Here is a 26,158-nt window from a genome sequence, read left to right on the forward strand (position 1 = left end):
TCAGGGTTTGTCAGCTTGGTGGCGCTGGCGATCCCAGCTGTTCTTGAGGGACTCGGTCACGCTGATGACCTTGGTCGAGAAAGAGCCCAGCCGTGCGCCCGTCAGCGCACAGTCGAGGTATCCGTCCAGCGCCAGCATGGCCGCCCCGCCCAGCGCGACAGGCGCGCAGTGTTCGGTGCGCAGCAGGATCGGCGCCTCTCTCTGCAAGGGCGCGTCCAGCGTCACAGCCAGATGTTTGAGCAGCCCGATCGCGGGAGCCTCCACCTTGGTGGTGCGGTCCTTGGCTGGGGTCGCGGGCAACAGGCGGGGCGCGGCGCGGGTCAACTGTCGCGCGGCCTCGGCCAGAACGATCGCGTCCAGCGTCCCGGTTGCCGCATCGGCAAAGAAACTTGCCTGTGGATGGATGCTCAGCCGCGCTTCCAGACCGTCGTTCACAGCGCGTAGCCCCGCCAGCAGCACATTGGCCGGGTTCGTCTTGTTGACCCAGCGCCGGTCAGTGCGCCGTCCTCCGCCGGGTGCCTTGCCCGGCACCAGTTCCGACACGGGCCGATCGCTGCACACCAGTTGCGCCTCGGCCACCACGCGGCCGTCTTGAACGACGCGCGCGGCATAGACGGCCTCCGGACCGTCCTGCTTCAATTCGGTTTGCACCAGCGCGGGCACGGTTTTGGAGCAGACGTTCGGAAATTCGAAACGCAGGTCCACAAGATGAAAGATCCCCGGCCCTTCGAGCCGGTGCCGAAAAGCATGCACGGCGCGGGTCAACTGACACATGGCCTCGCAGAGGTGCATGCCCGAGACGTGATCAAGGGGATGATCGAAGAAGAAGGGATGCGCCTCGTTCACCACCAATTCGGCTTCGGCCGAAAGCGGGGATCTGGAGACCAGATGCAACCGCGCGATCACCAGATCGAGGGGGTCCGCCTTGAGCGAGCTTCCGTACATATCCAGCCGCACCGTGCCATTTTGCGATGCACTCCTGTCCACTGCCGGAACATTATCAGGGTGCTGCGGGTCGGGTGACGCAGGCTCGGCCAAGGCAGAGCCGGATGTCACAGGTGCGGCCGCGGTCCCGTTGGCCTGATCCAGAACCGCGCAGAATGCGCCAAGCGTCGGCGCCTCCAGCATCCGGCTGCCATAGGCGTCAAGGTTCAGGCCCGGCAATCTGGCCGCGACGCGACTGGACAGGGTCAGCAGACCGATCGAGTCGACCCCGACGTCCTGGAATCGCGTATCCGGTGTCAGGTTTTCCGCCGGAACGGCGAGGAACTCTGCAAGCGTGCCGGTGACGAGATCCGCGATCCCCTCATCCGCCGTGCCTTTCGGCGGGAGCGGCGCCGGTTCAGGCTTTGCGACCGGAACAGGTGCAGGCTGCTTTCCAGAGGTCCTGATCCAGTAGCGATCCTCGGCGAAGGGATAGGTCGGCAGGGCGATCCGCCGTGGCGCTGGCCCCTGCCGGACAGTGGCCCAGTCGATGCCGAACCCTGCGACCCAGCCTTTGACCATGCGGGCAAGATCGCCGCGCGCCGCCCACCCCGCCACGACCGAGGCCAGATCGTCGTCGTCCAGCACCCCGGCCACTTGCGCATCACCCGATGCGTTGCGCTCGACGCCGGGAGGTGTCTCTCCCCCGGCGAGCCGTTCCAGTGTTGCCACCAACCGGCTCCAGTCCCCCGCAACAAAACCAAGCCGACAGGCCATCCGGTCCCGACCGACCTGCAAGGTATGCGCAACACGGTGCAGCAGCGCCGCATCGCCGTTCCGTTCAGCAGCCCAGTCGCGCAGGTCTACGACCGCTGCCGCCAGTTGTTCCGGCGTCCGCGCTGAAATCAGGATCGCCGCAGCGTCAGCGGGCGGCTCCGGCGAGGCTTGCGCAGGATACTCTTCAAGCACCAGATGTGCGTTCACCCCGCCGAAGCCGAAGGAACTTAGCCCGGCAAGCCGTGGTTGTTCCTGTCCTGCGGCATCCAGCTGCCGGGGCCAGTCGATGGTTTTGCGCACAATGTAGAAGGGAGAGCCATCGAGGCGGATGTGCGGGTTCACCTGCTCGCAATGCAGGTTCCCGGCCAGCACGCCGTGGCGCATCTGCAGTACCAACTTGATCAGGCCCGCGACACCGGCGGCCAATTCGAGATGCCCGATATGGGATTTCAGCGCACTAATTGCACAATGCGCAGGCTCGCCCGGGCCATGAGGCCCTTGTCCAAAGGCGGTCTTCAGCGCGTCAATCTCGATCGGATCCCCCAGCGCCGTGCCGGTGCCATGTGCCTCGATGCAAGTGATCTGGCGCGGATCCACCCCGGCGCGGTGCTGCACTTCGGCGATCAGCGCGGCCTGAGACGCCGGGTTCGGCGCCGTCAACGACACCGCGCGACCGGCATGGCGCACGCCCGATGCGCGGATCACGGCAAGGATTTCATCGCCGTCGGCCTCGGCATCCGCAAGTCTTTTGACCGCAACCAGACCGATCCCTTCGCCGCGCACGTAGCCGCTGGCCCCTTCGGCAAAACTGCGGCAACGACCGTCCTGCGCCAGCATCCCAGCGGCGGCAAAGGCCACGTGCAGAGTTTCGTCCGGCATGATGTTCACGCCACCGGCGATCACCATGTCGCTTTCGCCTGACCGCAAAGACTCCAGCCCCCGGTGCAACGCAACAAGGCTGCTGGAACAGGCGGTTTCCACCGGTTCGCTGGGGCCTTGCAGGTCCAGCAGATGGCTGATCCGGTTTGGCCCCACCGAGGCCACGTTGCCGGTGACCCAGCGCGGGTCGATATCGCGTCCGGCCTTAGCGACCATGCCGCTGTAGGATGACGCACTCATGCCGACGAACAGCCCCGTCCGGCTTCCGGACAGGCTGCGCGGGGCATAGCCGCTGGACTCCAGCACGCGCCAGACATGTGTCATCAGCAAACGCTGCTGCGGGTCCATGACCTCTGCCTCGCCCGCCGAAATGCCGAAGAACTCCGGATCGAAGCGATCCAGCCCCTCCATGAAGCCGCCCCAATGGACGTTGCAACGGCCCTGCTCCACGCGGGGATCGCCGTCGATGGCCTGCCAGTCCCAGCGTGCGGCAGGCGGGCGAGAGATCACGTCACGCCCCTCGACCAGATTTTGCCAGAAACGCTCAAGGTCGGGCGCGCCGGGAAACGCGCCCGTCATGCCGATAATTGCAAAGCCCTCGGTCGCCGCGCCTTTGGGTTTCGCAGTCAAATGCGGCTGCGGTGTCGGCGTCGATTCCTTTGCATAAACGGACTGAGTGGGCTCCGGGGTCACATCGTTTGAGGGACCGGGGACCGCAGGCTGCAACGTTTCGGAGGCGATATGGACACTTATCGCCTCCAGCGTGGGCAGGGCGTAGAAGGCCGCAGGCGATACGTCGATTCCGTAGCGTGCGGAAACCTGACCGGCAAGCTCGGTAAACGCGATGGAATCCAGCGCGTATTCGCTCAACTCTTCGGAAGGGTCTATGTCACTGATCGGCAATTTGACCAGATCCGCGACCATGGCAGTCAACTCTTCAACGATGCCTGCGCCGGGCTGGACCACAGGCCGTGCAACAGGCTCCGGCGAAACCTCGACCTTGGGCCGCAGGCTGGCGGCCAATTGCGCGGTATGTCTTGCAAGCGCCTCTACCGTCGGGAATTCGAACAGGGCCGTCGGGCTGAGCGTGACGCCGAAAGCCTCACTCACCTGCGCGGCCAGTTCCGTCATCCGGATCGAATCCAGCCCGTATTCCGCGAAATCAGCCTCCGGGTCGATGTCCCCCACCGAGATTGAGGACAGGTCGGCGACGATGGCGCTCAACTCTGCAGTCACTGCCTCTTGGTTCGGCCCGGTCCGCGGAATCGCGGTGGCCGCAGGTGGCGGCGCCGCAGAAAGAGGCGGCGCAGGGCTGGCGGTAGGCTCGGTCCCGTCAAACTGCACCCATTGGCGCAGCTTTTCGCTTTCACCATGCAGAACCACAACCTGATCCAAACCGCTCGCCCAAGCCTGATCAAGTGCGGCCAATCCATCGCGCGTCGGCATCGGCACCACGCCGAAGCGTGTCCGTAGCTGGCGTTCGGTTGCCGGATCGACCCGCATACCGCCGTCCCGCCAAAGCGGCCAATTGACCGAAACCGCACGGCCCGCGCGTTTGCCTTCTCGCTGCAGCGCATTGCGGGTGGCGGCAAAGCCATCCAGCCAGCCGTTGGCCAGCGCGTAATCCACCTGCCCCTGATTGCCAAAGACCGCCGCGATCGACGACGCGCAAAGGAAAAGCTCCAGTGGGGCATTCCGCGTGGCCAGATCCAGTGCCCGCGCGCCTGCAATCTTGGGTTCCAGCACCTGCGCCATAACGTCGTCGCTTTTGTCCGTCAGCCAGGCATCCAGCGCGATCCCGGCGGCATGGATGACGCCGGTCAAAGGCCCCAATCGGCGGGTGACATCCGACACGCAAGCCGAAACCTGTTCATGCCGCGTGACGTCAACCGCATGATACTCGGCCTTTGCGCCCAGCGCCTCCAGCGCGGCGAGCAAATCCTCGGTATCGGGACTGGCAAGGCTGCGGCCAAGCAAGACCACAGTGGGGTTGTTGGCGCGCGCCGCGATGTCATGGGCAAGAATCCGGCCCAGACCGCCGGCCCCGCCGCTTAGCAGGTAGATGCCGTCGTCGTGCCACGGGCAGGTTTGTCGATCAGCAATTAGTTCCTCGACACCCAGACAAAACAGTTCCGCGCCTTCGCGCACAAGGCTTTCGCCTCCCTGCGCCAGCGCGTCCCGCAGACGGGATGAGGTGGCATGGGTTCCAAACGCAACCACCTGCGCCGTCAGGGCCGGCCATTCGATCCGCAAGGACCGCAATGCCCCGGCAAGCGCCCGGGACAGAGGTGCATCTGCATCGTCAACCAGTACCTGAATGGCCGCGCCTGCACCCTGCTTTGATCGCGGCAAAGCCGTGACCTGATCTCGCAGGGCGCGCAGCACTGTCAGCAGTGCATCTTGCGCTTCATCAGGGGCGAAGCGAAGCACGTGCGCCTCCACCGGGGTTTCGGCGGCTTCCAGCCCCTTGGCCGTCAGGTCAAAGACAACATGACGCGTCAAGGACAGGGGAACCCCGGGACCCGCCGCGCGCCAGCAGGGGCGCAGCAGATGAGTCTGCGTCCGTGCCGCTGGCAACGGCGCGGTGACAAAGCCGTTGAGTGCAACCTGAACCCGCCCTTCGGCGTCACAGATGGCCACATCGACACCGCGACGGCCTGCGGCGGAGTCCGATTGCACCACGACCACCGCATCACGACCGATGGGCGCGCGCACCACAACTTCGGTCAGGCGCACCGGGACGGCGGGTGTCAATGGACCTGCGCCGTCGATCAGGCCAAGACCCAGCGTACTCTGCAACGCGGCATCCACCATGTTTGGGGGCAACACCATGTCCGGACCCAGCGTTTCCGGCGGCAAAGACTGGCTCACGCGGGTCAGGACCAGATCCGACCGGGCCTCTGCCGAACGGATGGCACGGTGACTGGCTCCATAGTCCAGCCCAAGCCCGGAAAAGGCCTGATAAAAGGTCTCGGGCGTGAGTTCCTGCAAAGGCTGCGCCCGCAACTGATCCAGTGGCAGGCTCGCCGGGCCAGAGGCTTTGCGGCTTGCGGTCCCGCGGGAATGCACCTGTCGCGCCGCCCCTTCGCCAGAGGTGATCTCGAATGTCATCCGGTCGGCGAACGGCTGAACCACGACGCGGAGACCGGCCGCCAATGCAGCCCGTCCGACCATCCTTTCAAGGGTCACATCGTGCAGGGTCAAAGGCAGACAGTCATCATGCCCGGCCTGCGCGGCCAGCGCGGCACGAGCCAGTTCCAGATGTGCCGCGCCGGGCAAGACGGGTTCGCCGTTGACCTTGTGATCGCGCAGGAAAAAGACCTGTTCATCCAAGAACACGGGGTATGTCTGGCGTTCTCCGTCGATCACGGGTTGCCCGAGGAACCCTGACCGCACCGCAGCCGTTTCCCCCGCAACGGCGGAAGGCACCGTTTTCCCGGGAATGATCCAGTGCTGCGCCATCCGCATGGCGCTGGTGGGTAGGCTGATGCGGCGCGGTACGCTGCCGCCCTGACGCCGCGACACCCAATCCGGCGTAGCTCCGCCAACCCAGGCCCGGGCGACAACATCCAACGCAGCGTCATGCGCCGGGGCCGACGGCGGGTCGCGCCGGGCAGCTTTACCGCCAAAAACTCCGTCCCACGCTGGGTCTGTCAGCCAGCGGTCCATCTTGCGCCGAAGATCGCCACGATCCTTAGCGATCAGCGCCAATCTCTGCCGTTGCGCCACGCGCCCGGTCTGCAGGGTATGCGCTATCTCTGCGAGGGTGGCTCCCTCACTCGCCGGGCTGTCCAGCCAAGCCCGCAGATCAACCACGCTCTGACGCAACCGGTCCTCTGACATGGCAGACAAGACCACCAACTCCGGAGCCGGTATTTCGCGCGCTGGCTGTCGGGTTGGCTGGGGCGCCTCTTCCAGCACCACATGCGCGTTCACGCCGCCAAACCCGAAGGAACTGACCCCCGCCCGGCGCGGTACGGCATTGCCCGCAGCATCCGTCAGACGCGGCCAGTCCTGCGTCCCGTCGACCAGATGGAACGGACCATCCGCAAGGTTGATCCGCGAGTTGATCCGATCCCGGTGCAGATCGCCAATCAGAGTGCCCTCGCGCATCTGCAGGACCATCTTGACCAACCCGGCGAATCCGGCGGCCATCTCGGTATGACCGATGTGAGTCTTGACCGAGGAGACAGCGCAGCGATGCGGTCGTCCATCCCTAGTGCCCGTTGCGCCTCGACGGATCCGCGCGGCTTCGAAACCGCGGCGCAACCCTTCGAATTCCACCGGATCGCCCAGTGGCGTTCCGGTCCCGTGCGCCTCGATTGCGGTGATGTCACGCGGGTCCAGACCGGAGAGGTGCAGTGCTTTGGCAATAACTGCGCTTTGCGCTTCGGCATTGGGGGCGAACAGCGACCCGCTGCGCCCGCCGTGATTGATGCCTGTCGCCCGGATCACGCCCAGAACCGGCTCATCGGCGTCCAGCGCCGCGTCGAGAGGGCGCAGGAGCATCGCCCCGACAGCCTCAGACCGGACATATCCATCCGCAGTGTCCGAGAAGGCCTTGCACCGGCCCGTCCGCGACAACATTCCCGATCGCGCAAAACTGATATGCGCGTTGGGTGTCAGGATCGTGTTGACCGCGCCGATGATCGCGGCGGGCGCGCCTGAGCGGATCGCCTCGACCGCCCTGTGCAGCGCCACAAGGCTGCTGGAGCAGGCGGTCTCGACCGGTTCGGAGGGGCCGTGCAGGTTCAGCAGGGCGCTGATCCGGTTGGGCGCGATAGATCCAACCATACCGTTGGCGGTGCGCTGTTCCAGAATGATGCCGTGCTGTGCCGCAAGGGCGGCATAGTCACTGGCGGAGGTGGCCAGAAACACCGCCGTGTCGGTGCCGGCAAGCGCCTGCGGAGACAGGCCTGCCGTCTCTATCGCATGCCAGATATGGGTCATGAGCAGCCGCTGGTGCGGGTCCATCAGTTCCGCGTCGCGGGGTGAGATGCCAAAGAACATCGGATCGAAATCCGCCAGCCCGGACATGAAGCCACCCCAGCTGACATCGGTTTTACCCGGCTCGGTCCCCGGGTCCCCGTCATAGGCGCGCCAGTCCCAGCGGTCCGACGGGATTTCGGAAATTGCGTCACGCCCGGCCTTGAGGTTGCGCCAGAAGGTTTCGATGTCGGGCGCTCCGGGGAAGGCCGCGCTCATCCCGCAGATGGCGACCAGATCGGACACTGGATTGTCGGTGCCGTGGATCGCGGGGGCAGACCTGTCCTCGGTGAGCACGGGCAACGGAGCGGCCGGTGATTGCGGGGGAATGCGGCTTGGCAAAAGTGTCGCCAGATGCTCCGCGACTTCGGTCAGGGTGCTGAATGACAGGAAGACGTCCGGCGTGACCGCTGCCGCGAACCGCGTGCTGCAGCGATCGGCAAGATCGGTAAAGGAAATCGAGTCGAACCCGTAGTCCACCATCGGATGGTCGGGCGCGACTTCGCCGGGATCAATCCGCAAGACTTCGGCCACCAGGTCCAGCAGTCCCTCCAGAATGTCGGCAGGTGAGTCCGTTTGGGCCGTCAAATCGGGCGCGTCGTCCATCGCCGGCGCCCTGACAACCGGCATGGATCGAGCCGCCTCAACCGCGCCGCCGTCCAACCTCTGTTCGATCACCTCGGCGCGCCCAAAGGTCACAATCCGCTGCGTGGCCTGCGAGGCCAGGGCCTCACCCAGCGCGGCAATGCCCTCTGCATCTGGCATCGCCACCAATCCGTAGTCCCGCTGCATTGCGCGGCGCGCCGCATCGCTGAGTGTCATGCCGCCACCGCTCCAGAACGGCCAGTTGACCGACAGGCTTCGCCCGCGTCCGCCACGCTCCGCGCGCGCGGCCATCTCCCCGTCCAGCCAGCCGTTGGCGAAGGCGTAATCGACCTGCCCGGCATTGCCGGTCAAACCCGCAAGCGAGGAGGCGCACAGGAAGAACTCCAGCGGATCCTGCGCGGTGGCCGCATCCAGCATCTCCAGCCCCGCGATCTTGACCGATGCGACGTGCATCGCATCCTGCGGGCTTTTGCGCAGAACAGAGGCGTCGCGCAGCAGGCCCGCGGCGTGGATGACTGCCCTGATCGCCTTGCCTTCTGCACGCACCCCTTCGAGCGCCCGCGCCAAGGCCGGACCATTGCAGATGTCGACCGAAAGATACGTCAGGCGACCGGGATGCGCTGCCTGCAAGTCTTCCAGGCCTTCAGGCTTGGCAGAACGGCCAAGCAGCGCAACATGCGCGCCCTGCGCCATGGCGTGACGGGCAAGGATCCTCCCCAGACCACCGGCACCGCCACTGATCACCACGACCCCATCCGACGGCCAGAACGGGGCCCCTGCCACTGTGTCGGCGCGGGTGATCCGGCGTACCTGTCGCCGTCCTGCCTGATGTCGGATGACCCGGTCGGAACAGCGCGCCTCTTGCGCCAAAGCGCGCGCAGGCGCATCAACCGGTGCCTGCACGAGTTGCACACGACATCCCGGCACGTCCTGCGCCACCGCGCCTACCGCCCCCGCCAATGCGGCAACCAACTCCGACCCGGCATCTGACGGCAACATGATCTGCACCATGTCGGCACGCTCCGGACCGCGGCAGACCTCCTGCACCCGGCCGATGAAGGCCGCCAGAACCGCCATCGCCTGAGTGGCGTCCGACGGCAGCTCAGGTGCAATGCAGGTCGCGTCCGCATCGTCGGGCGCGGGCAGGCCGACCGTCATCACGCATCGGCGCTGCGGGTCGGGTTGATCCTCGATCCGGTCACGCTCCACCCAGATCACGTCAAAGCTTGTGCGTGTGTCACCTGAAGCGGTTGCCGGGGTCGTTTTGCGCGGAACACCCCAATAGCTGTGCCGCTCAAAGGGATAGGCCGGCAAGGCGATCCTCTGCCGCTGTTCTGGCCAGAACGCGTCCCAATCGACCGGCTCACCTGACAGCCAGGCCGTCAGGCACGCTGCGGCGGGGTCATCGGCGACAGATGCCGGCATCCGCCCTTCGGACAATGCACGCAGCCCGGCAATGGCTGAGGGCCGGTCAGCCGCGACGAAGCCGGTTCTTTTGGGCAGAACTTCGCGCCCGGCCTGCAGGGTGTAGGCCACGTCGTCCAGCGCATCCTCTGTGCCTTCCAGATGCGCGGCAAGGTCCCGCCCCATCTGCCTCAGCTGGGTATCGGTGCGCGCCGACAGGATCAACGGCACCTGCCGCCCGCTGTCGCGCCGCATCACGCGGCTCGGTGCTTCCTCGACCACAAGGTGCACATTCGACCCGCCCGCCCCGAAGGAACTGATGCCGGCACGCAACGCGCCCGTGCCCGTCCAGTCTTCAAGGGCCTGCGGCACATGGAACGCGGTCTGCGCCAAGTCCAGATGCGGGTTCAGGGTCGAAGAATGCAGGCTGGGAACAATCTGGCGGTGACGCATCTGCATCAGCACCTTGGTCAACCCGGCAATGCCTGCAGCGCTTTCGCAATGGCCGATGTTGGACTTGACGGAGCCTAGGGCACAGCTGGCGTTGCCATGCAGCGCGGTGGACAACCCGGCCACTTCGATCGGGTCGCCAAGCGCGGTTCCGGTGCCATGGGCCTCGACATAGCTGAGGGTTTCGGGGGCGACCCCACCGTCGCGCAGCGCCGCCGATATGACCTCAGCTTGGGCCACGGGGTCCGGCACGGTGTAGCCATTGCTCCGCCCGCCGTGATTGAGCGCCGACCCCTTGATGACGGCCCAGACAGGATCACCATCAGCCAAGGCCTGTGCCAGTGGTTTCAACACCACGGCACCCACACCCTCGGACGGCACATAGCCGTCCCCGCCCGCACCAAAGCTGGTGCAGCGCCCCGTGGTCGACTCGAATCCGCCCCGACCCATCATGAGGTACTTGTTGGGATGCAGGGTCAGGTTGACGCCCCCCGCCACGGCACTGGCGCATTCCCCGGCGCGGATCGCGCGCACCGCCAGATGCAGCGCGCTCAGGGACGAGGAACACATGCTGTCGACGGCAAGGCTGGGCCCGCGGAAATCGAAAAGCCATGAAACGCGGTTGGCAATAGAGGCCGGGCTGCCCGACAGGGCCACCGGCGTGCCCTGCAGCGTCTCTTCGACACCCCAGAGCTGATAGTCCTCATACATCACGCCCGTAAAGACCCCGACCGCGCCACCGGCGCGCAGGCTTCCCGGCGTATGCCCCGCGTTCTGCACCGCGTGATAAGCAGTCTCGACAAACAGCCGCTCCTGCGGGTCGGCCTGTTCCGCATCGGCGGGCAGGATGCCAAAGAAGGGCGCGTCAAAGGCGTCGACATTGTCGAGGAACCCGCCCCACCGGCTGCGCGTCTTGCCCGGTGCACGGGTCGGCGAATAGTAAGGATCGTGATCCCAGCGGTCCCGCGGGATTTCGGTGATCGCGTCGCGCCCGTCCTTCAACAACTCCCAGAACGACTGCAGATCCGGTGCGCCCGGATAACGGCCCGCGACGCCTATGATAGCAATGTCGTGGGTCCGATCAGTTTCAAGCTGTTCCCTCGGCTGCGCGGCGGTGATGGCCGGTGCATGTGCAACTGCCTCCGCCACCGATGCGGCAGGCTGTTCCGCCACGACGGGGGAGAGACCGCTCAGATGCTCGGCCAGTGCGCGCAAGGTTCGGAACTGGTAGAAAAGCGTCGACGGCAATGCGCCATAACGCGCCTCAAGTCGGTCCGAAAGGCGCAGGACCATTACGGAATCGAGCCCATAACCGTCGAGCGGCGCGTCGAGGTCCAGCCTTTCGGCCGCGATCTTGAGCGTCTCCGAGACCGTGCGGACAAGATGCGCCTGCGCTGTCAGCAATGCGTCTTCGGGCTCATCTTCGGGCATTACGGTTTTCGGCGTCGCCACGGGGACGGCTGTGGCCGGTGCTGCGTCCGGTTCCGTCAGCCAGTAGCTTTCAGCGGCGAAAGGGTAGCCCGGCAACGGAATGCGTCGAACGTCCTTGCCGATCCACAGGTCCTCCCAGTCGATGACAAAGCCGCGCAGCCATAGTTCCGCGATCCTCGCCCAATCCCCGGACCCGGCCCAGCGCCGCAACAGATCGGTCAACCCTTCCTCAGGTCGGGTTTCGGCAGTTACCTCGACGCCGCTTTCGCGGCCCTCGGCATAGTCCTTCAGCCGGGCGCGGGCCTCCTCGGCACTGCTTGCGACAAAGGCCAAACGATGACGCATGGGTGTGCGCCCGGTCTGCAGAGTATAGGCAAGGTCGCCGAGGGGAGCATCGACACCACCAAGGGCTTGGGCAAGGTCGCGCGCGCGGTCCGAGAGTCCCCTGGCATCATTCGCCGACAGCACCACAAGCTGTGGGCCATCCACCGCCCTGCGCGCGGTCTGTTCCGGCGCCTCCGCCAGAATGACATGCGCGTTGGCCCCACCGGCACCGAACGAACTGACCCCGGCGATCCGGCGCTGTGCCGTCCAAGGCTGCGGCTCTCGAACGATCTCGATCATTCCGCTGCTCAGGTCCAGCTCCGGATTGAGATGTTGGACATGCAGGCTCGGCACGACCTGACGGTTCTGCATCTGCAACAGAACCTTGGTCACGCCGGCGATTCCGGCGGCACTCTCACAATGACCGATATTGGATTTGACCGAACTGACCCTGACCGATTTGGCCCCGTCCAGCGCTCTGTTCAGCCCGGCAATTTCGACCGGATCCCCCAAGGCGGTGCCGGTCCCGTGCGCCTCGATCAGGCTGACCTGCGACGGTTCTACCCGCGCGTCGCGCAGGGCGGAAGATATCACATCGGCATGGGCCTTTGGGCTGGGCGCGGTGTAACTGCGCGTGCGTCCACCACTGTTGAGCGCACTGCCCAGCAGCACGCCGTGGATATGATCCCCATCGGCCAGCGCCTTGTGCAGCGGTTTCAGAACAGCGACCCCCACGCCTTCGCCACTGACCATGCCATCGGCGTCCGCGCCAAAGGCGCGCGCCCGCCCTCCGGGCGCCAGCATGCCCAGATCCCTGAGCGTGTTCAGATGGCGCGGATGCGCGATGACGTTGACGCCACCGGCCAGCGCAACATCGCAACGCCCGTCACGCAGCCCTTCCACCGCCAGATGCAGCGCCGTCAATGACGAGGAGCAAGCGGTATCTACCGAAAGGCTGGGACCGGTGAAATCGAACAGGTAGGACACGCGATTGGCCACCGACCAAAAGGCGGCGCGGGTCGGGTAGTGCCCGTTCATCACGCCCGCATAGACGCCAACCCGCTGGTTCCGGCCAAACCGCTCGGGGTCATAGCCCGAGGCTTCGATGGCGTTGTGCGCGGCCTGCAGGAACAGACGTTCCTGCGGGTCCATACGCTCGGCATCGGCAGGGGCGATTTGGAAAAAGAGCGGATCGAAACGGTCGACCCCATCCATGTATCCCGCAGGCAGGGTCTGCCCCTGTTCAACGGGCCATGGACGTCCGTCGCCGGGGCGATCCGTTACGCAGTCCCTGCCCTCGCTCAGCACTTGCCAGAAAGCGTCAAGGTCCGGCGCCCCAGCATAGCGGCCCGACAGGCCGATGATGGCAATGGCGCGGTCCTCATCCCCAGCAGGGGCAGATTTAGACACTTCCGCTATTGTGGGTGGCGATGGCTCCGCCGGCGGCACCGCGGGCTCTGCGGCGTTCGCTACGTGTGGTTCGGGCGGCGAAGCCGCCTTTGCCGGGGCAGGTGCCTGCGCGCCCAACAGGGCCTGCATCCGGGCGGGTGCGCTTTCGATCAGGTGGTCGGTCAAGGCCGCGACAGTGTCCATCTCGAACAGAAGGGTCGAGGATATCTGCGGAAAGGCGTCGCGCATGTTCGCGACAATCTGCAGGATCAGGATCGAATCCACCCCGTAGCGCGCCAGCGACACCTCATCGGCGATCCGTGCAGCGGGAATGTCGATGGCCTCGGCGATCATGGAGCGCACGGCATCCATCGCTGTGTCCCGCGAAAGACCGGCTTCGGCGGTTTCGGTTTCAGGCGCGGGGTCGCTCGTCGCGAGCGGCACCGTCACTTTTGGTGCGGCTGTTTCGACGGTTGCAGCCACAGGGACCGCCCCGCGCGCCATTGACACCCGATGGATCAAGCCGTCGCTGCGTGCGGCGATGATCTGTTGCCCCAGCACACGCCCTTCGGGCGTAGGGAAGCTGACCGTATCGAAGGACTCGGCCTCCAGCGCGGCACGCCACATTTCGGGCGACAGCGCGGGCGTGCCCTCCAACCGCAGATCGGCATCGTCATAAGCCCACCAGCCGTCAAGCAGGCCAAAGGTGACATGGCTGAACAGCACGTTCTCGGTCAATTCGTTCAACAGAATCAGACCGCCGCGCGCCAGCGTGGCCTTGACGTTACGCAGGCTGGTCAGCACATCCGGCGTCGCGTGCAGCACATTGGTCGCGATTGCGATGTCATAGCGCCCAGTCGCAAGGCCCTGATCGTCCGGCGATTTACCGACGTCGAACAGCGCCGTCTCCAGATAGGGCGCGCGCGGACCAAAACTTTGCTTTGCATGGATCAGAAAGGACCGCGACAGGTCGGTATACCGGTATTCGACGATATTGGCGGCATAGGGCGCCAGCCGGTCAAAGACGCGGTTCGCGGTCCCGCCAGTGCCCGCCCCGACTTCGATCAGCCGCAGGCGGACGTCCGGATCCTCCGCGATCCGCTGACGGACCGCGTTTTCAAGCACGTCGCAGAGGACCTTGTTGAAATAGTCGACTACCCTGTTTCCATTGTAGACGCCGCTGACAAGGTCGAGCGCCCCACCGGGAAACATCACCGATGTCGCCTCGACCGATCCCGCCAATATCTCCGGCAATGCGCGCAGCATGGCCTCTGCGAGGGCAACATGGGGGCCAAGATCGGGGCTTGTCCGCCAAGCCGCGACGGCATTGTCCCAGGCGCGTTCGGCTTCGGGCCGGGTGGGCAGGGCGATCGCTACGACATGGCCCTCGGCATCAAGGATGCCATCCCGGTGCAAGGCGCGGCGCGTCTCGTCCAGCCAGCGCGCATAGATGGGCGGCGCGCCCTTGGGCACGGCATCGGTCAGGCCCGATGCGGTCAGCACGCCCACGTCGGCCAAGGCCACCGCGACAAGGCCCGCCATCTGCGTATCGAACCGGTCCATCTGGCGGCCGACGACCGAGCTGATCTCGTTGACGGCTGGGGCTTGCGGCGGCAGCTGCATCGCCTTGCGCATATCGGGGACGGCCGGGGCAAAAACGGTTTGCACGTCGGCGCGTTGACCGGTCAGCGTGCCGCCCTCGTCCAGACTGGCCAGTGCAACCTGCGCCAGATCCTGATCGATGACCGCGTCCAGCGCCTGCATCGCAGCGCCCACGTCCAACCCCGCCAGACCAACCTGAGCCATGCGGTCGCGGTATTCGTCGGTTGCGACAATGCCGGCCTGATCCCAGTAACCCCAGTTGACGATGCGTATCGGCACGTCGAGACGCGCACCCGCCATACGGGCAAAGTGATCGCTGAATGTGCACCCGGCGGCATAGTTCCCCTGCCCCGGCATGCGTGCAAAGGACTGAACCGAGGAAAAGAACACGACGGCCCTTCGCACGTCACCGGCGAAGACGTTGAGCATGTTGACCGTCGTGTCGACCTTGGCCGAGAGCGCGTCTTCCAGAACGTCTGGCTGCATCCGCGCCAATGTCGCGTCGGCGAGTGTGATGGCGGAATGTGCAAGAAGGTCGATGCCGCCGAAATCGGACAGGATCTGTGCTCGCGCGCGGGCTAGCGCCTCGGGATTGCGCGCGTCGGCCTGAATATAAACCGGGCGCGGCCCAAGCCGACCGATCCGGTCCTGTTCCGCCCGGATGTCATCATCAGGCGCACGGCGCCCGATCCAGACCACCTGTGCACCGGCAGTGCGCGTCAGATGTTCGGACCAGATCCGACCGACACCGCCCGCGCCGCCAACGATCACATGCACGCCGCCTGCCGTCTGAGAGGCGTCCTGCCCGGGCAGCCCTTCGGGCATCCGGTTCAGCCCCTGCTCCAGCCAGAGCCCGCTGCGCCGGGCAAAGACCGGGGCATCCCCCATGCCGGGCAGCGCCGCCAGTTCGGCCAGCGGCAGATCGTCCAGCGTTTCGGCATCGGCAATGCGCACGCGCCAATGGGGGTATTCCCGCGCCATGGACCCGAACAGCCCGACCAGACCGGCCCCAATCCCCTGCCCCGCCTCACCGCGACCGGTCGACAGGCTGGCCTCGGTGCAGATCAGCCAGTTCAGCGCCCGCGTCTCGCCGCCCTGCGCGACGACGGTGCGGATCAGGTCCAGCGCGTCATGGGTCAGGGCCTTTGCCGTTGAAATCACGTCCTGCGGACTGACGGGACCGCTGTCCGGCACCATCAACACGATGGTATCCGGGGTCTCTCCGATCTCCTGCGGCGTCGACACGGAACGGGCCGTGGGCCAGACCCGGCTGACCCGTGCCATATGCTCAGCACTGGCCCCCAGAACCACCACATGCCCGGGATCAAACGCGACCGTGTCCGGCGTCACCTTGCGCCAGACCGGGACAGAGACGGACAGAACCGATGAGGGCACGTCGACCGCAGGTTCAGTTGCGCCGCTATTGCGTCTCAAAGGACGGGCCGTGATGCCGCGCATTTGCACAGCGGGCACCGCCTCGCCTTTGCAAAACAGGTCCACGTCCAGACCGGTGCGCGTGCCATCCGACGATACCTTTGGCGCGCTCAGCAGTGCCGTCATCCGGTCGCTGCACCCGCTGTTCATCACGATCCGCGCGACGCTGTATGGCACGGTCGCCGGTGCTTCGGCTTCGGCAAAGACGACCGAGCCCTGCACGGCAGCATCCAGCATCACCGGGTCCAGCGCCAGTGGCGTGGCAGAGGGCCGCTCAAGCGACACACGCGCCCGATCCCCGGCACGCGTCCCGCCGGTAATGGCCAGCAGTTCAGCCCCGTGGATCACAGACCCTTTGCAGAGCGCGGCTTCGCATTCCTGCGGTGAGATCGCCTCTCCGGCACCGGGATCGGTCAAGGCGGGCGGCAGCGCGCCCGCGACTGGCCCGATATACCCCTGCGCATGGGTCCGACCGTCGCTGCACAGCACAAAATCCGCCCCATCTGCGCGGCGCGACAGCGAAAGTGTCAGATCCGTCAAGGCGGCGCCATCGACCGGCAGCAACCAGGTCAGATCCCGGATCTCGACCGGACCCGCCTGCACGCCGGAGGCCAGCCAAGCCTTATGCGCGATGGCCGGAACCGTCAGGCCGGGCAGAATGGGCATTCCGGCAACACGGTGGTTGGCCATCAGGACACCGTCCGGGTCGATACGAACCCGAAACAGGTTCCCTTCCTCGCGGGTGACGGAGAACAGCGGCTCTCCGGCAGGCTTGTCCTGCGGGGCGTGTTCATCGACCCAATAAACATCCCGTTCAAAGTGCGTGCGCGGCAAGGGACGGCGCCGGGGACGGTCACCGTCAAAAACGAGGGGATCGGGATCCGCGCCGTCCAGATAGGCCGCAAGCGCGCGACCGGCCTCGGACCTATCCTCAGAGGCGGCCGTAGCGCTCCCACCGGACAGCCAGCCACGCAGAGCAGCGGCAAGATCGCCCAAATCGTGCACGACGAACCCGGTGCGGTGTTCCAGATGCGCGCGCCCGGTCATCAGCGTGAAGGCGACGTCACCCAATGCCGCATCCGGTCCCGTGTCACACCAGTCTGCAAGCGCTTCGGCCAAGCCACGCAGCGCTTCGGGGCTGCGGGCCGACAGCAATACCGGGTAGCGGTCGGACTGATACACTCCCTGTCCCTGCTCCGGCGCATCCGCCAAAAGCACATGCGCGTTCGTACCGCTTGCGCCAAAGGAACTGATCGCAGCCAGCCGCCCGGGCACACGCGGCCAAGGTTCAGTCCGCGTCACGACACGGAAAGGGCTGCCCCGCATGGCGATCTTGTCGTTGACAGAGCGGAAGTTGCGGCTGCCCGGCAGTCGATCATGTGCCAGCGCCAGCGCGGCCTTGTGAACCCCCGCGACCCCGGCGGCGAACTGGCCGTGGCCGATGGCTGTCTTGACCGAACTCAGCGCACAATGCCCCTCACCCTCGCTGCCAAAGACGGCGCGCAAGGCTTCGAACTCGATGGGATCGCCCAACTGGGTGCCCGTGCCATGCGCCTCCAGCAACTGCACCTGCGCGGGATCAATGCCCGCGCGGTCATACAACCCGCGCATCAGCGCCGCCTGAGAGGTGGAACTGGGCGCGGTGATGCCGTTGGTCATGCCGTCGTGGTTGATCGCGCTGCCGGCGATGACAGCGTGGACCGTGTCGCCATCGGCCAGCGCCGCGCTGAGGGGACGCAGCACCAGAACGCCCGCCCCTTCGCCCGGCACAAAGCCGTCCGCCCGCGCGTCAAAGCTGTGGCACCGGCCATTTGGCGACAGCATTCCCGCCTTGCCGGCCGCTAGATACAGCTTGGGCGTCGCCTGTACGAAAACGCCGCCCGCCAGCGCCATGTCCACCTCGCCACTGCGCAGCGCCGCGCAGGCGGCATGGATCGCCACCAAGGAACTGGAACAGGAGGTGTCCAGCGCCAGCGCAGGCCCCTTGAGGTCAAGGTAATAGGCGATGCGCGCCGGAATGACCGAGGCCATATTGCCCCACAGGGATTGTGCCGTGGGTTTGCCCGGAAACAGATCCTGATAGTCGCCCGCACAACAGCCGACGTAGACGCCGCAATTGCGGCCGGAAATGCCCGTGCCCGCGTGACCCGCGTGTTCCAGCGCGTGCCAGCATTCCTCCAGGAAGATCCGCTGCTGCGGATCCATGTGCCGGGCCTCGGTGCCCGAGATGTTGAAGAAAAGCGCGTCGAATTCCGCGATCCCGTCCAGAAATCCGCCGCGGCGGCACGTGACGCTTTCAGGCAGGCTCCAGCGCGTGACCGGGGTCAGCATCTCGTCATCCGCTTCCAGCCGTTGCCAGAACCTCTCCAGCGTTTCCGCGCCGGGGTAACGCCCGCTCATGCCGACGATGGCGATGGGTTCGTCGGTCAGGCGCGGCGTCGCCGTTTGTGCGGGCTGCACGGGGGCAAGAACCGGCGTTTCGGATCGATTCACGGTAGCGACCGGTGCCGTCTCCGGCACCAGCGGCTGCACATGCGCCGCCAGTCTCCGAATCGTGGCATGATCGAAAATGGCCGCCTGCGACAGGTCGGTGCCCAGCGCGGCGTTGATCGCCTGCACAAAGCGCCCGCCAAGGATCGAATCCAGTCCGTAATCCGCAAAGGGCTGCGTGTCAGATATATCGCCGGGCTCAAGGTCCATCACCCTGAGAAAAACCTCCCTGACCCTGTCGGCAATCTCAACCACCGAATGCCGCGCCGGAGTCGGCTGCGGTGTCTCGATTTGCGTCCCGGTCATGATGGGCTGCCCTCTATCGGAGTTGGTCTGAGGTACAGGGCGGGCGGAGGTCGGTTCCGCCGGGTCCAGATCGCCAATCCACATGCGGCGGCTTTCGAAACTGTAACCGGGAAGGGAGAGCGGCGGGCTATGGGAGGCAAGCGCGGACCAATCGATTTCAAGCCCCTGCAACCAGAGCCCGGCGATCCGCGTCAGATCGCGGTTGTGTACCAGTTCGGCCAACGCCGTGCGCACGTCCGGATCCTCGTTCAGCCTGCGCAGGTCAACCTTGCTGGCCGTCACCTCGCCGCGCAGGGCAGCGTTGTCATCCGGCCAGGCCTCTAGTTGCTGCAACAGATCGGCAACGGACGTGGTGACAAAGGCCGCCCTATGCGCAAACTGTTCGCGGCCGCCTCTCAGGGTCTGGCAGAGCGCGCCAAGGTCCACGGGGCGCACGGCGTTCTCAGACGACCCCATATCCTTGACGCAGGTGGCCAATGTGACCGTGTGCGCCTGCGCCAACCCGCGCAACTCATCCGCCGTCAGACCCAACTCGCCCAGAGGCACATCCGTGGGCACCTCACCCGGATCGACCCCCAGCAGACGGGCCACCGCCTCGGCTGGCGCAGTTGACACCGCCTGCCCGCCATCGCGCAACCACGCCGCCAGAGCGGCAACCTGCCGTCGCAGCGCTACATCCGTGCGCGCGGAAAGAACCGCTAGATCCGGCCCTGTCGCCAATTTGCGCGTTGGTACAGCGGCAGCCTCTGGCGCTTTCAACAACACGCAGGCATTGGCCCCACCCGCACCGAAAGAGCTGACCGTCGCCATCCGTGGCCCGCCCCAGACGCGACCGCTCTGCACCAATTCGAAGGGAGTCTCGGAAAAATCGATGTCCGGGTTTGTCTGCGCCGCGTGCAAGGTCGGGGCGAGCCAGCCATCGCGCAACTGCAACACCGTCTTGATGACCCCGGCCACACCGGCAGCCGCTTCCAAATGACCGATATTGGACTTAACGGACCCCAGCGCGCAACGGTCTGAACGCGGTGCATCGGTGGCCAGCGCGCCGGTCAGCGCTTCGACCTCGATCGGGTCGCCCAGCGCCGTTCCGGTGCCATGCGCCTCAACATAACCGATGGCGCTGCCGTCCACTCCTGCCTCGTCCAACACGGTCCGAACCAATGCGCGCTGCGCCGCCGGGTTGGGAACGGTATAGCCATTGGCGGCCCCGCCGTGATTGACCGCGCTTGCGGCGATCACCGCATCGATCCGGTCCTTCGCCGCGCGCGCCTGCGCCAGCGGGACAAGGACAAGACAGCCGACGCCTTCCCCCGGTACGAAACCGTCGCCCCCGGCGCCGAAACTGCGGCAACGCCCGTCCGTGGACAGCATGCCGGACCGGCAGAGTTCGGCATAGGAAGAGGGATGCTGATAGAGGTTCACCCCGCCCACCAGCGCCATGTCGCATCGACCGTCGCGCAACGCCTCACAGGCCATGTGCACAGCGGTGAGCGAGGCTGAACACATCGTATCGACCGGCAGGCTCGGGCCGGAGAGATCGAGGAAAAAGCTGACCTTGTTCGCGATGGAGCTGAACGAACTGCGCGCATGCAACACCGAGCCATCGGCGTGTCGGCGCGGGCCAAGCCGCGTGTGATCGGACTTGGTAACGCCTGCAAAAACGCCGACCCGGTTTTCGAAACGCGCGCGCAGTTGCGCGCGGGTCAGCCCCGCATCCTCCAGCGCGTGCCATGCCGCCTGCAGGAACAGCCGCTCTTGCGGATCCATTTCCAAGGCGTCGCGCGGCGCGATGTTGAAAAACAGCGGGTCGAACCCGGCAAAATCCCGGATGAATCCGCCCGAATTGCTATAGCTGCCACCCTGCGCCAGCGCGGCCTCACGCGTCGGATGGAAAAACCCCTGTTGTGCCCAACGGTCCGGCGGGCATGTCCCGATGCAGTCCTTTCCATCGCGCAGGTTGGCCCAGAACTGATCGATATTGTCTGCCTCGGGGAACCGGCCACTCATCCCGATGATTGCGATGTCATCGTCAGCGCGGCGCGGCGGGCGAACAGCGGGCTGCGCGGGGACGGGTTTTACCGAAGGGGCGATGCCTGCCTCCCCTGTCCAGCGCGCGCAGGCCTCCGGGTCGCGCTCAGCCAGATGGGCGGCCAGGGCCGCCACGGTGCGATGTTCGAACAACAAGGCGCGCGGCAGATCGCCAAAGACCGGGCGCAGGCGATGGCATATCTCGACCACCATCAGGGAATCGATGCCGTACACGGCGAACGGGTCCTCAGGGTCAATCAGGTCGGGATCGCGCTTTGTCACCTCGGCAATCAGCGCTGTCAGCGGCGCGACAGGGGCCAGCCCCGGACCGGCGGACGCGGCGGGTCCATGACGCGGCGCGCTGTCTGTCGCGGGATCCGCGTTCAGATGCGCCGCGACGTCCTGCATCGATCCGCAGGCCACCGCGACCTGATCCGCGTCCGACGCCAGCGCCTGACCAAGCGCCGACAGCCCCTGAACGGAGGTCATCGGAAACAGTCCCGCGCTCTGCAAGGCGGCCTGTCCGGTTGCGGCAATCGTCATGCCGCCATCCGCCCAGAACGGCCAGTTGACGCTAAGTGTCCGACCGTGCCGCTGCCCCCGCCGAACCGCCTCGGCCCGCAGCCCGACCTCGGCGTCCATCAACGCATTGGCCAGCGCATAGTCGCTTTGCCCTTCGTTGCCGGTGATCCCGGCCAGCGAGGAAAAGGCGACGAAGAAGTCCAGACGGTCCTCGGTCGTCGCGGCATCAAGGGCCGCAAATCCGTCCAGCTTGGGCGCCAGAACCGCCTGCACGTCGGCCTCGCGCTTATTGTGCAACAGCGCGTCGCGGGTGACGCCGGCAAGGTGCAACACCCCGGTCACGGGGCCACCCTGATCACGCCAATCCCCAACCGCGCGGGCCACCTGAGAACCGTCCGCAACGTCGCAAAGCACGTGGTCGAGGCGCAGCCCCTTGGCGCGCCACGCCGCAATTTCGGTCGGGTCCGGTTCAGACCGGCCCATCCCAAGCACCTGCACATCGGTCCCGCGTGCCGCCATATCGGCAAGCAGCAACCGCCCCACACCTCCGGGCGCGCCAGAGACCACATAGCGCCCGCCCGACCGCCAGAGCGGACCGGTCTGTGGCGTGATGGGAACAAAGCGCCGAACCAGCGGGAATGCCCCGCGAAGATCGACAAACGCGCCTGTTGGGCAAGTGGCAAGACGCTCCATCACGTTGGCGCAATCCGGTGAGATCAGGATAACCTGAGCACGCAGGTCCGTTCCCTCTTGGGCAACGCTGCGCAAAAGCGCCGCAGCCCCTTGGGCAAAAACCGGGTCACAGGTCGCAATCTGCCATTCTGGCCCGGCCTGCACGTTGGTGGCGCGCATCTGGCAGCGGCGCAGCAGGTCATAGCCCAGCTCCCGCGCGGAACGGCCCGACAACCGGATAACTTGCGCCGCTGACGGGACGGCGTGACCTAGTCCGCCACAGATCAGGATTTCACGTTCGCGGGTCGATGGTCGCGCGACATCGGCCTCGATCCGCTGCCAGAGAGGTGCGAAAAGTTGCAGGTTATGTTCCCTCACGTCTCAGACCTTTCTTTTGCCAGCCGTCGGCCGGCCTCGGCGACATCGGTGCGCCCCGCCACCAGATCGCCCAGCACGGCCAGCGCCTTGCTGGTGCCGCCGGTTGAGGCAGGCCGGGGCAAAAGCGCGTCACCGGGATCAGGCTGGGCCGCGCTGAACCAGTGCGGCTGTCGCTCAAACGGATAGCCGGGCAGCACGCAGCGGGGCGGGCGAACCGTATGCAATCGCGACCAATCCACCGTCGCCCCGGCTGTCCAATCGCGGGCCAGCGTCTCGATATCTGCGGCGGGATCCGCCAAAACGGCGTCGCGTTGCTGCGCAAAGCCGCCACTGCGGCGCATCGTGCCGCGCCAAACACCGGGCCGGTCCGTCTCACTCTCGGACAGGGCCAGAAGGTTGTGACGCAGGTCCTCCATGGATCGGGCGATGAATGCGGCGCGGTGTTCCATCGCCTCACGCCCGGATTGCAGCGTCCACGCGATCTGTGACAGGTGCCCGGGTCCGTCCAAATCCGCGCAGGCGTCCAGCAAGGCACGCGCCCGGGAACGCAAGGCCGCCCCGCTGCGCGCGGACAGCACGATCACTTGATCGACCTCCGGCAGTGGCACAGCGGCGGACCGCTCTGGTGCCGCATCAAGCACGACATGCGCATTGGCGCCACCAAATCCAAAACTGCTGACAGCCCCCCGCCGCCGGTGTCCGGTACCGGGGTCAGGCCATGCCTCTGGCCGGGTGTTCAGGCGGAAAGGAGTGTTTTCCAAGCCGAGATAGGGATTGACGGCCCCGTCCAGACGGCTGACGGGCAGGGCCTTTTCGCGCATCGCCAGAACCACTCGCTGCAACCCGGCGATGCCGGCCGCCGCCTCAAGGTGGCCAATCGACGTCTTGACCGACCCCAACGCAATACTGCCCGGGTTCAGCGTCCGACCCTGCGCCTGCGCAAGCCGACCATAGGCGCGCTTCAAGGCATCTACCTCGACCGGATCGCCAAGCGGGGTTCCCGTGCCATGCGCTTCGACATACTGGATCGAGGCCGGATCGATCCCGTCCATGGCCGCCTCTATCAGCGCGGCCTGCGCACCGGTGCGCGGCGCCGTCAGCGAACTGGCGCGCCCGCCATGGTTGGTTGCGCTGTGCAGGATCACCGCGTGGATCACGTCGCCGTCCCGCACCGCATCCGCCAGCGGTCGCAACAGCACCGCCCCCACGCCTTCGCCCCGGACATAGCCGTCCGCTTCGGCGGAAAAGGTGTGGCAACGTGATGTCGGGCTCAGCATTCCCGCCCCCAACGGCCCGGCAAAGGGTTCGAGGCTGAGCGCAAGGTTGGCGCCGCCCGCAATTGCCATCGTGCATTCGCCCCCGCGCAGGGCACGCACCGCGCGGTCGACCGCCACAAGCGAACTGGAGCAGGCGGTATCGATCGCCTCGCTTGGGCCATTCAGGTCCAGCAGATGCGAAACCCGGTTCGCCAGCATCGCATGCGACGTGCCGGTGGCCATGTAGCCGCCCGGCGGCACACTCTCGGCCAGCATGAGGTCCTTGTAATCCTGTGCGGACACGCCAAGAAACACGCCGGTACGCGGGTCCAGCGCAGCAGGCGGGCGGGCCGCGTCCTCCAGCACTTGCCAGACGCATTCCAGCATCATCCGGTGCTGCGGATCGGTAACTTCAGCCTCGGCTCGGGACATCTGAAAGAACTCGGCGTCAAAGCCGGCGATATCCTCCAGAAACCCGCCTTCCTGGGGCAACCCGGCGGCGCGCAGACGCTCTGCGTAGCGCGGCGAATAACGGTGCAGCGGCAAGGGCGACAGCCCAAGCCCGCCACCACGCAGCAACGTGGCAAACGCCTCCAGATCGGCGGCGCGCGCATAGCGGCCCGACATGCCTGTGATCGCGATTGGCATGGCCTCTGGATCGGGCCCCGCCAAGGCCGTCATGTGTGGCGAGACCACTGGCGCGGCTGCAGCACGGTCAGGCGCGGCTGCACTCTCCCCCGGGGTTCGCCGTGCTGTCGGCCCCTCCGCCGTGGCGCCGGAGGCCGTGGCCACACCGGATGGCTCCGGAACGCTGGTCCCCGCCTGCCTTGGCGGATCAATGTTCAGCCGCCTCGGCTGCGCCGGTCCGAGGGCCCCGGCAAGCGCCGCGATGGTTTCCACGTCATAGAACACCGCCGGTGTCAGGTTCACGCCAAACCGCGTGTTCACCGCGTCGGTCAACGCGGCCAACCCGATGCTGTCAAATCCAAGCGCCTGAAAGCTGGTCTGCGTGTCTACCTCCGCAAGGTCGAACTTCTGCATTCCGGCGACCATTTCGCGAAGCACCAACACGGTGTCCGCGCCGCCCGTGGTGTCCTCCGCTTCGGTTCCGGCGGGCAGAAAAGTTTCGATTCCATGCAACCAGCCCGCGACACGCCCCTGCCCGTCCAGCAGTTGGACCTGTCCAGTCAATCGCCCGTCCCGCAGGTCCAGTTGGCCGCGCAGTTCCGTCACCGGTCCATGCTGGCCCGCAACGCCAAGCTCCGCCACCCGGTGAAGCGCGACCTCGGTCCACTCCTGCAGCCCGCATTGGCGCGCTGACAGTTGCACCAGTTGCGAAAGAGCCAGCAACACTTCGGGTTTCAGGGTCACATTGCGCGCGGCGTGATCCTGCAAAAGACCCGGTTCGCCAAGGCGGGCCTGACACAGGCCTTGGGCGTCGCAGGCGAAGGAGGCCAGCGGTTGGCCATAGGGCAGGAATTCCACCGCCGCCTCTGCGAAGACAGCCGCTGGATCAACAGCCCCGGCATCGCCTTGGCAGACCGGAAGCGCAGCGGGCGCAGCACTGGCCAACGACGATCCTGCGGAAAAGAGTGGTGCGCCATCGGCTGAAAACGTCACCCGGTGGTCCGCGCCGTGTTCGGCGACGCGGACCTCCAGCGTCTCCACCTGTGCCAAGTCCTGCCCGTGCCACAGGGCCTCAGACACCCCCTGCGTCCCGGCCTTGGCCAGATCGAACGCCGCCATCGCCGCATCGAGCAGCGCCAAGGGTTCCAGCACCGATCGACCGCCGACGCGTCTGGTGTAGTCCAGAAGATCGTCAACCAGCACCCGGGTCCGAAAGCCGACCCCGTCAAGGTCGGACACGTTCTGCCCGATCAAGGGATGCAACCGACGGCGAAACGCCTCGGGGCGCAACACGCTGGGCGCATCATCGAAGACTTCGACCCAGCAGCGCACGCGCTGGAACGGGTAGGTTGGCAGCGAAATCCGCGCCGGAGGATCAGGCCAGATCTGCGACCAATCCACCTTTTGCCCATCAAGGAAAGCGGCGCAGGCGGTTTCTGCATCGGTTGGCGCGGGCGCGGCACCCTGTTCGGCCACTGCCAGAACGTCCTCTGTCAGGCGCCAGCCACCGGGTTCCCCGTCTTGCCATCGACGCAGGATAGCGGCCAGTTCCTCCAGATCGGTCGCGACACACGCGAAGCGACAGCGCAGCGCCGTGCGCCCGACCGCAAGCGTATGGGCCACGGCATCCAGATCGGCGTCGGGGTTCGCCCCGATCCAGTCCAGCAACCCGG

At 66.2% G+C, this 26,158-nt stretch carries 2 protein-coding genes (1 of these 2 running past the window's edge); both read right to left on the reverse strand.

Going from position 1 to position 26,158, the window contains the following annotated elements; all coding sequences use genetic code 11:
* Complete coding sequence (locus ACTXGA_RS11755; protein WP_443393837.1) at nt 1-22,602, reverse strand: SDR family NAD(P)-dependent oxidoreductase; 22,602 nt, start codon at nt 22,600-22,602, stop codon at nt 1-3.
* Nucleotides 22,599-26,158, reverse strand: partial view of an SDR family NAD(P)-dependent oxidoreductase gene (locus tag ACTXGA_RS11760; RefSeq protein ID WP_443393839.1) — the 3' portion only. Its footprint extends 5,659 nt past the window's final position; the window shows 3,560 of its 9,219 coding nt (coding positions 5,660-9,219); its start codon lies beyond the right edge, outside the window; it ends in the stop codon at nt 22,599-22,601. Before ACTXGA_RS11760 ends, ACTXGA_RS11755 begins: the two co-directional genes overlap by 4 nt.

Origin of the sequence: Antarctobacter jejuensis (genome assembly GCF_052266595.1) — a bacterium.
Taxonomy (GTDB): Bacteria; Pseudomonadota; Alphaproteobacteria; order Rhodobacterales; family Rhodobacteraceae; genus Antarctobacter; species Antarctobacter jejuensis.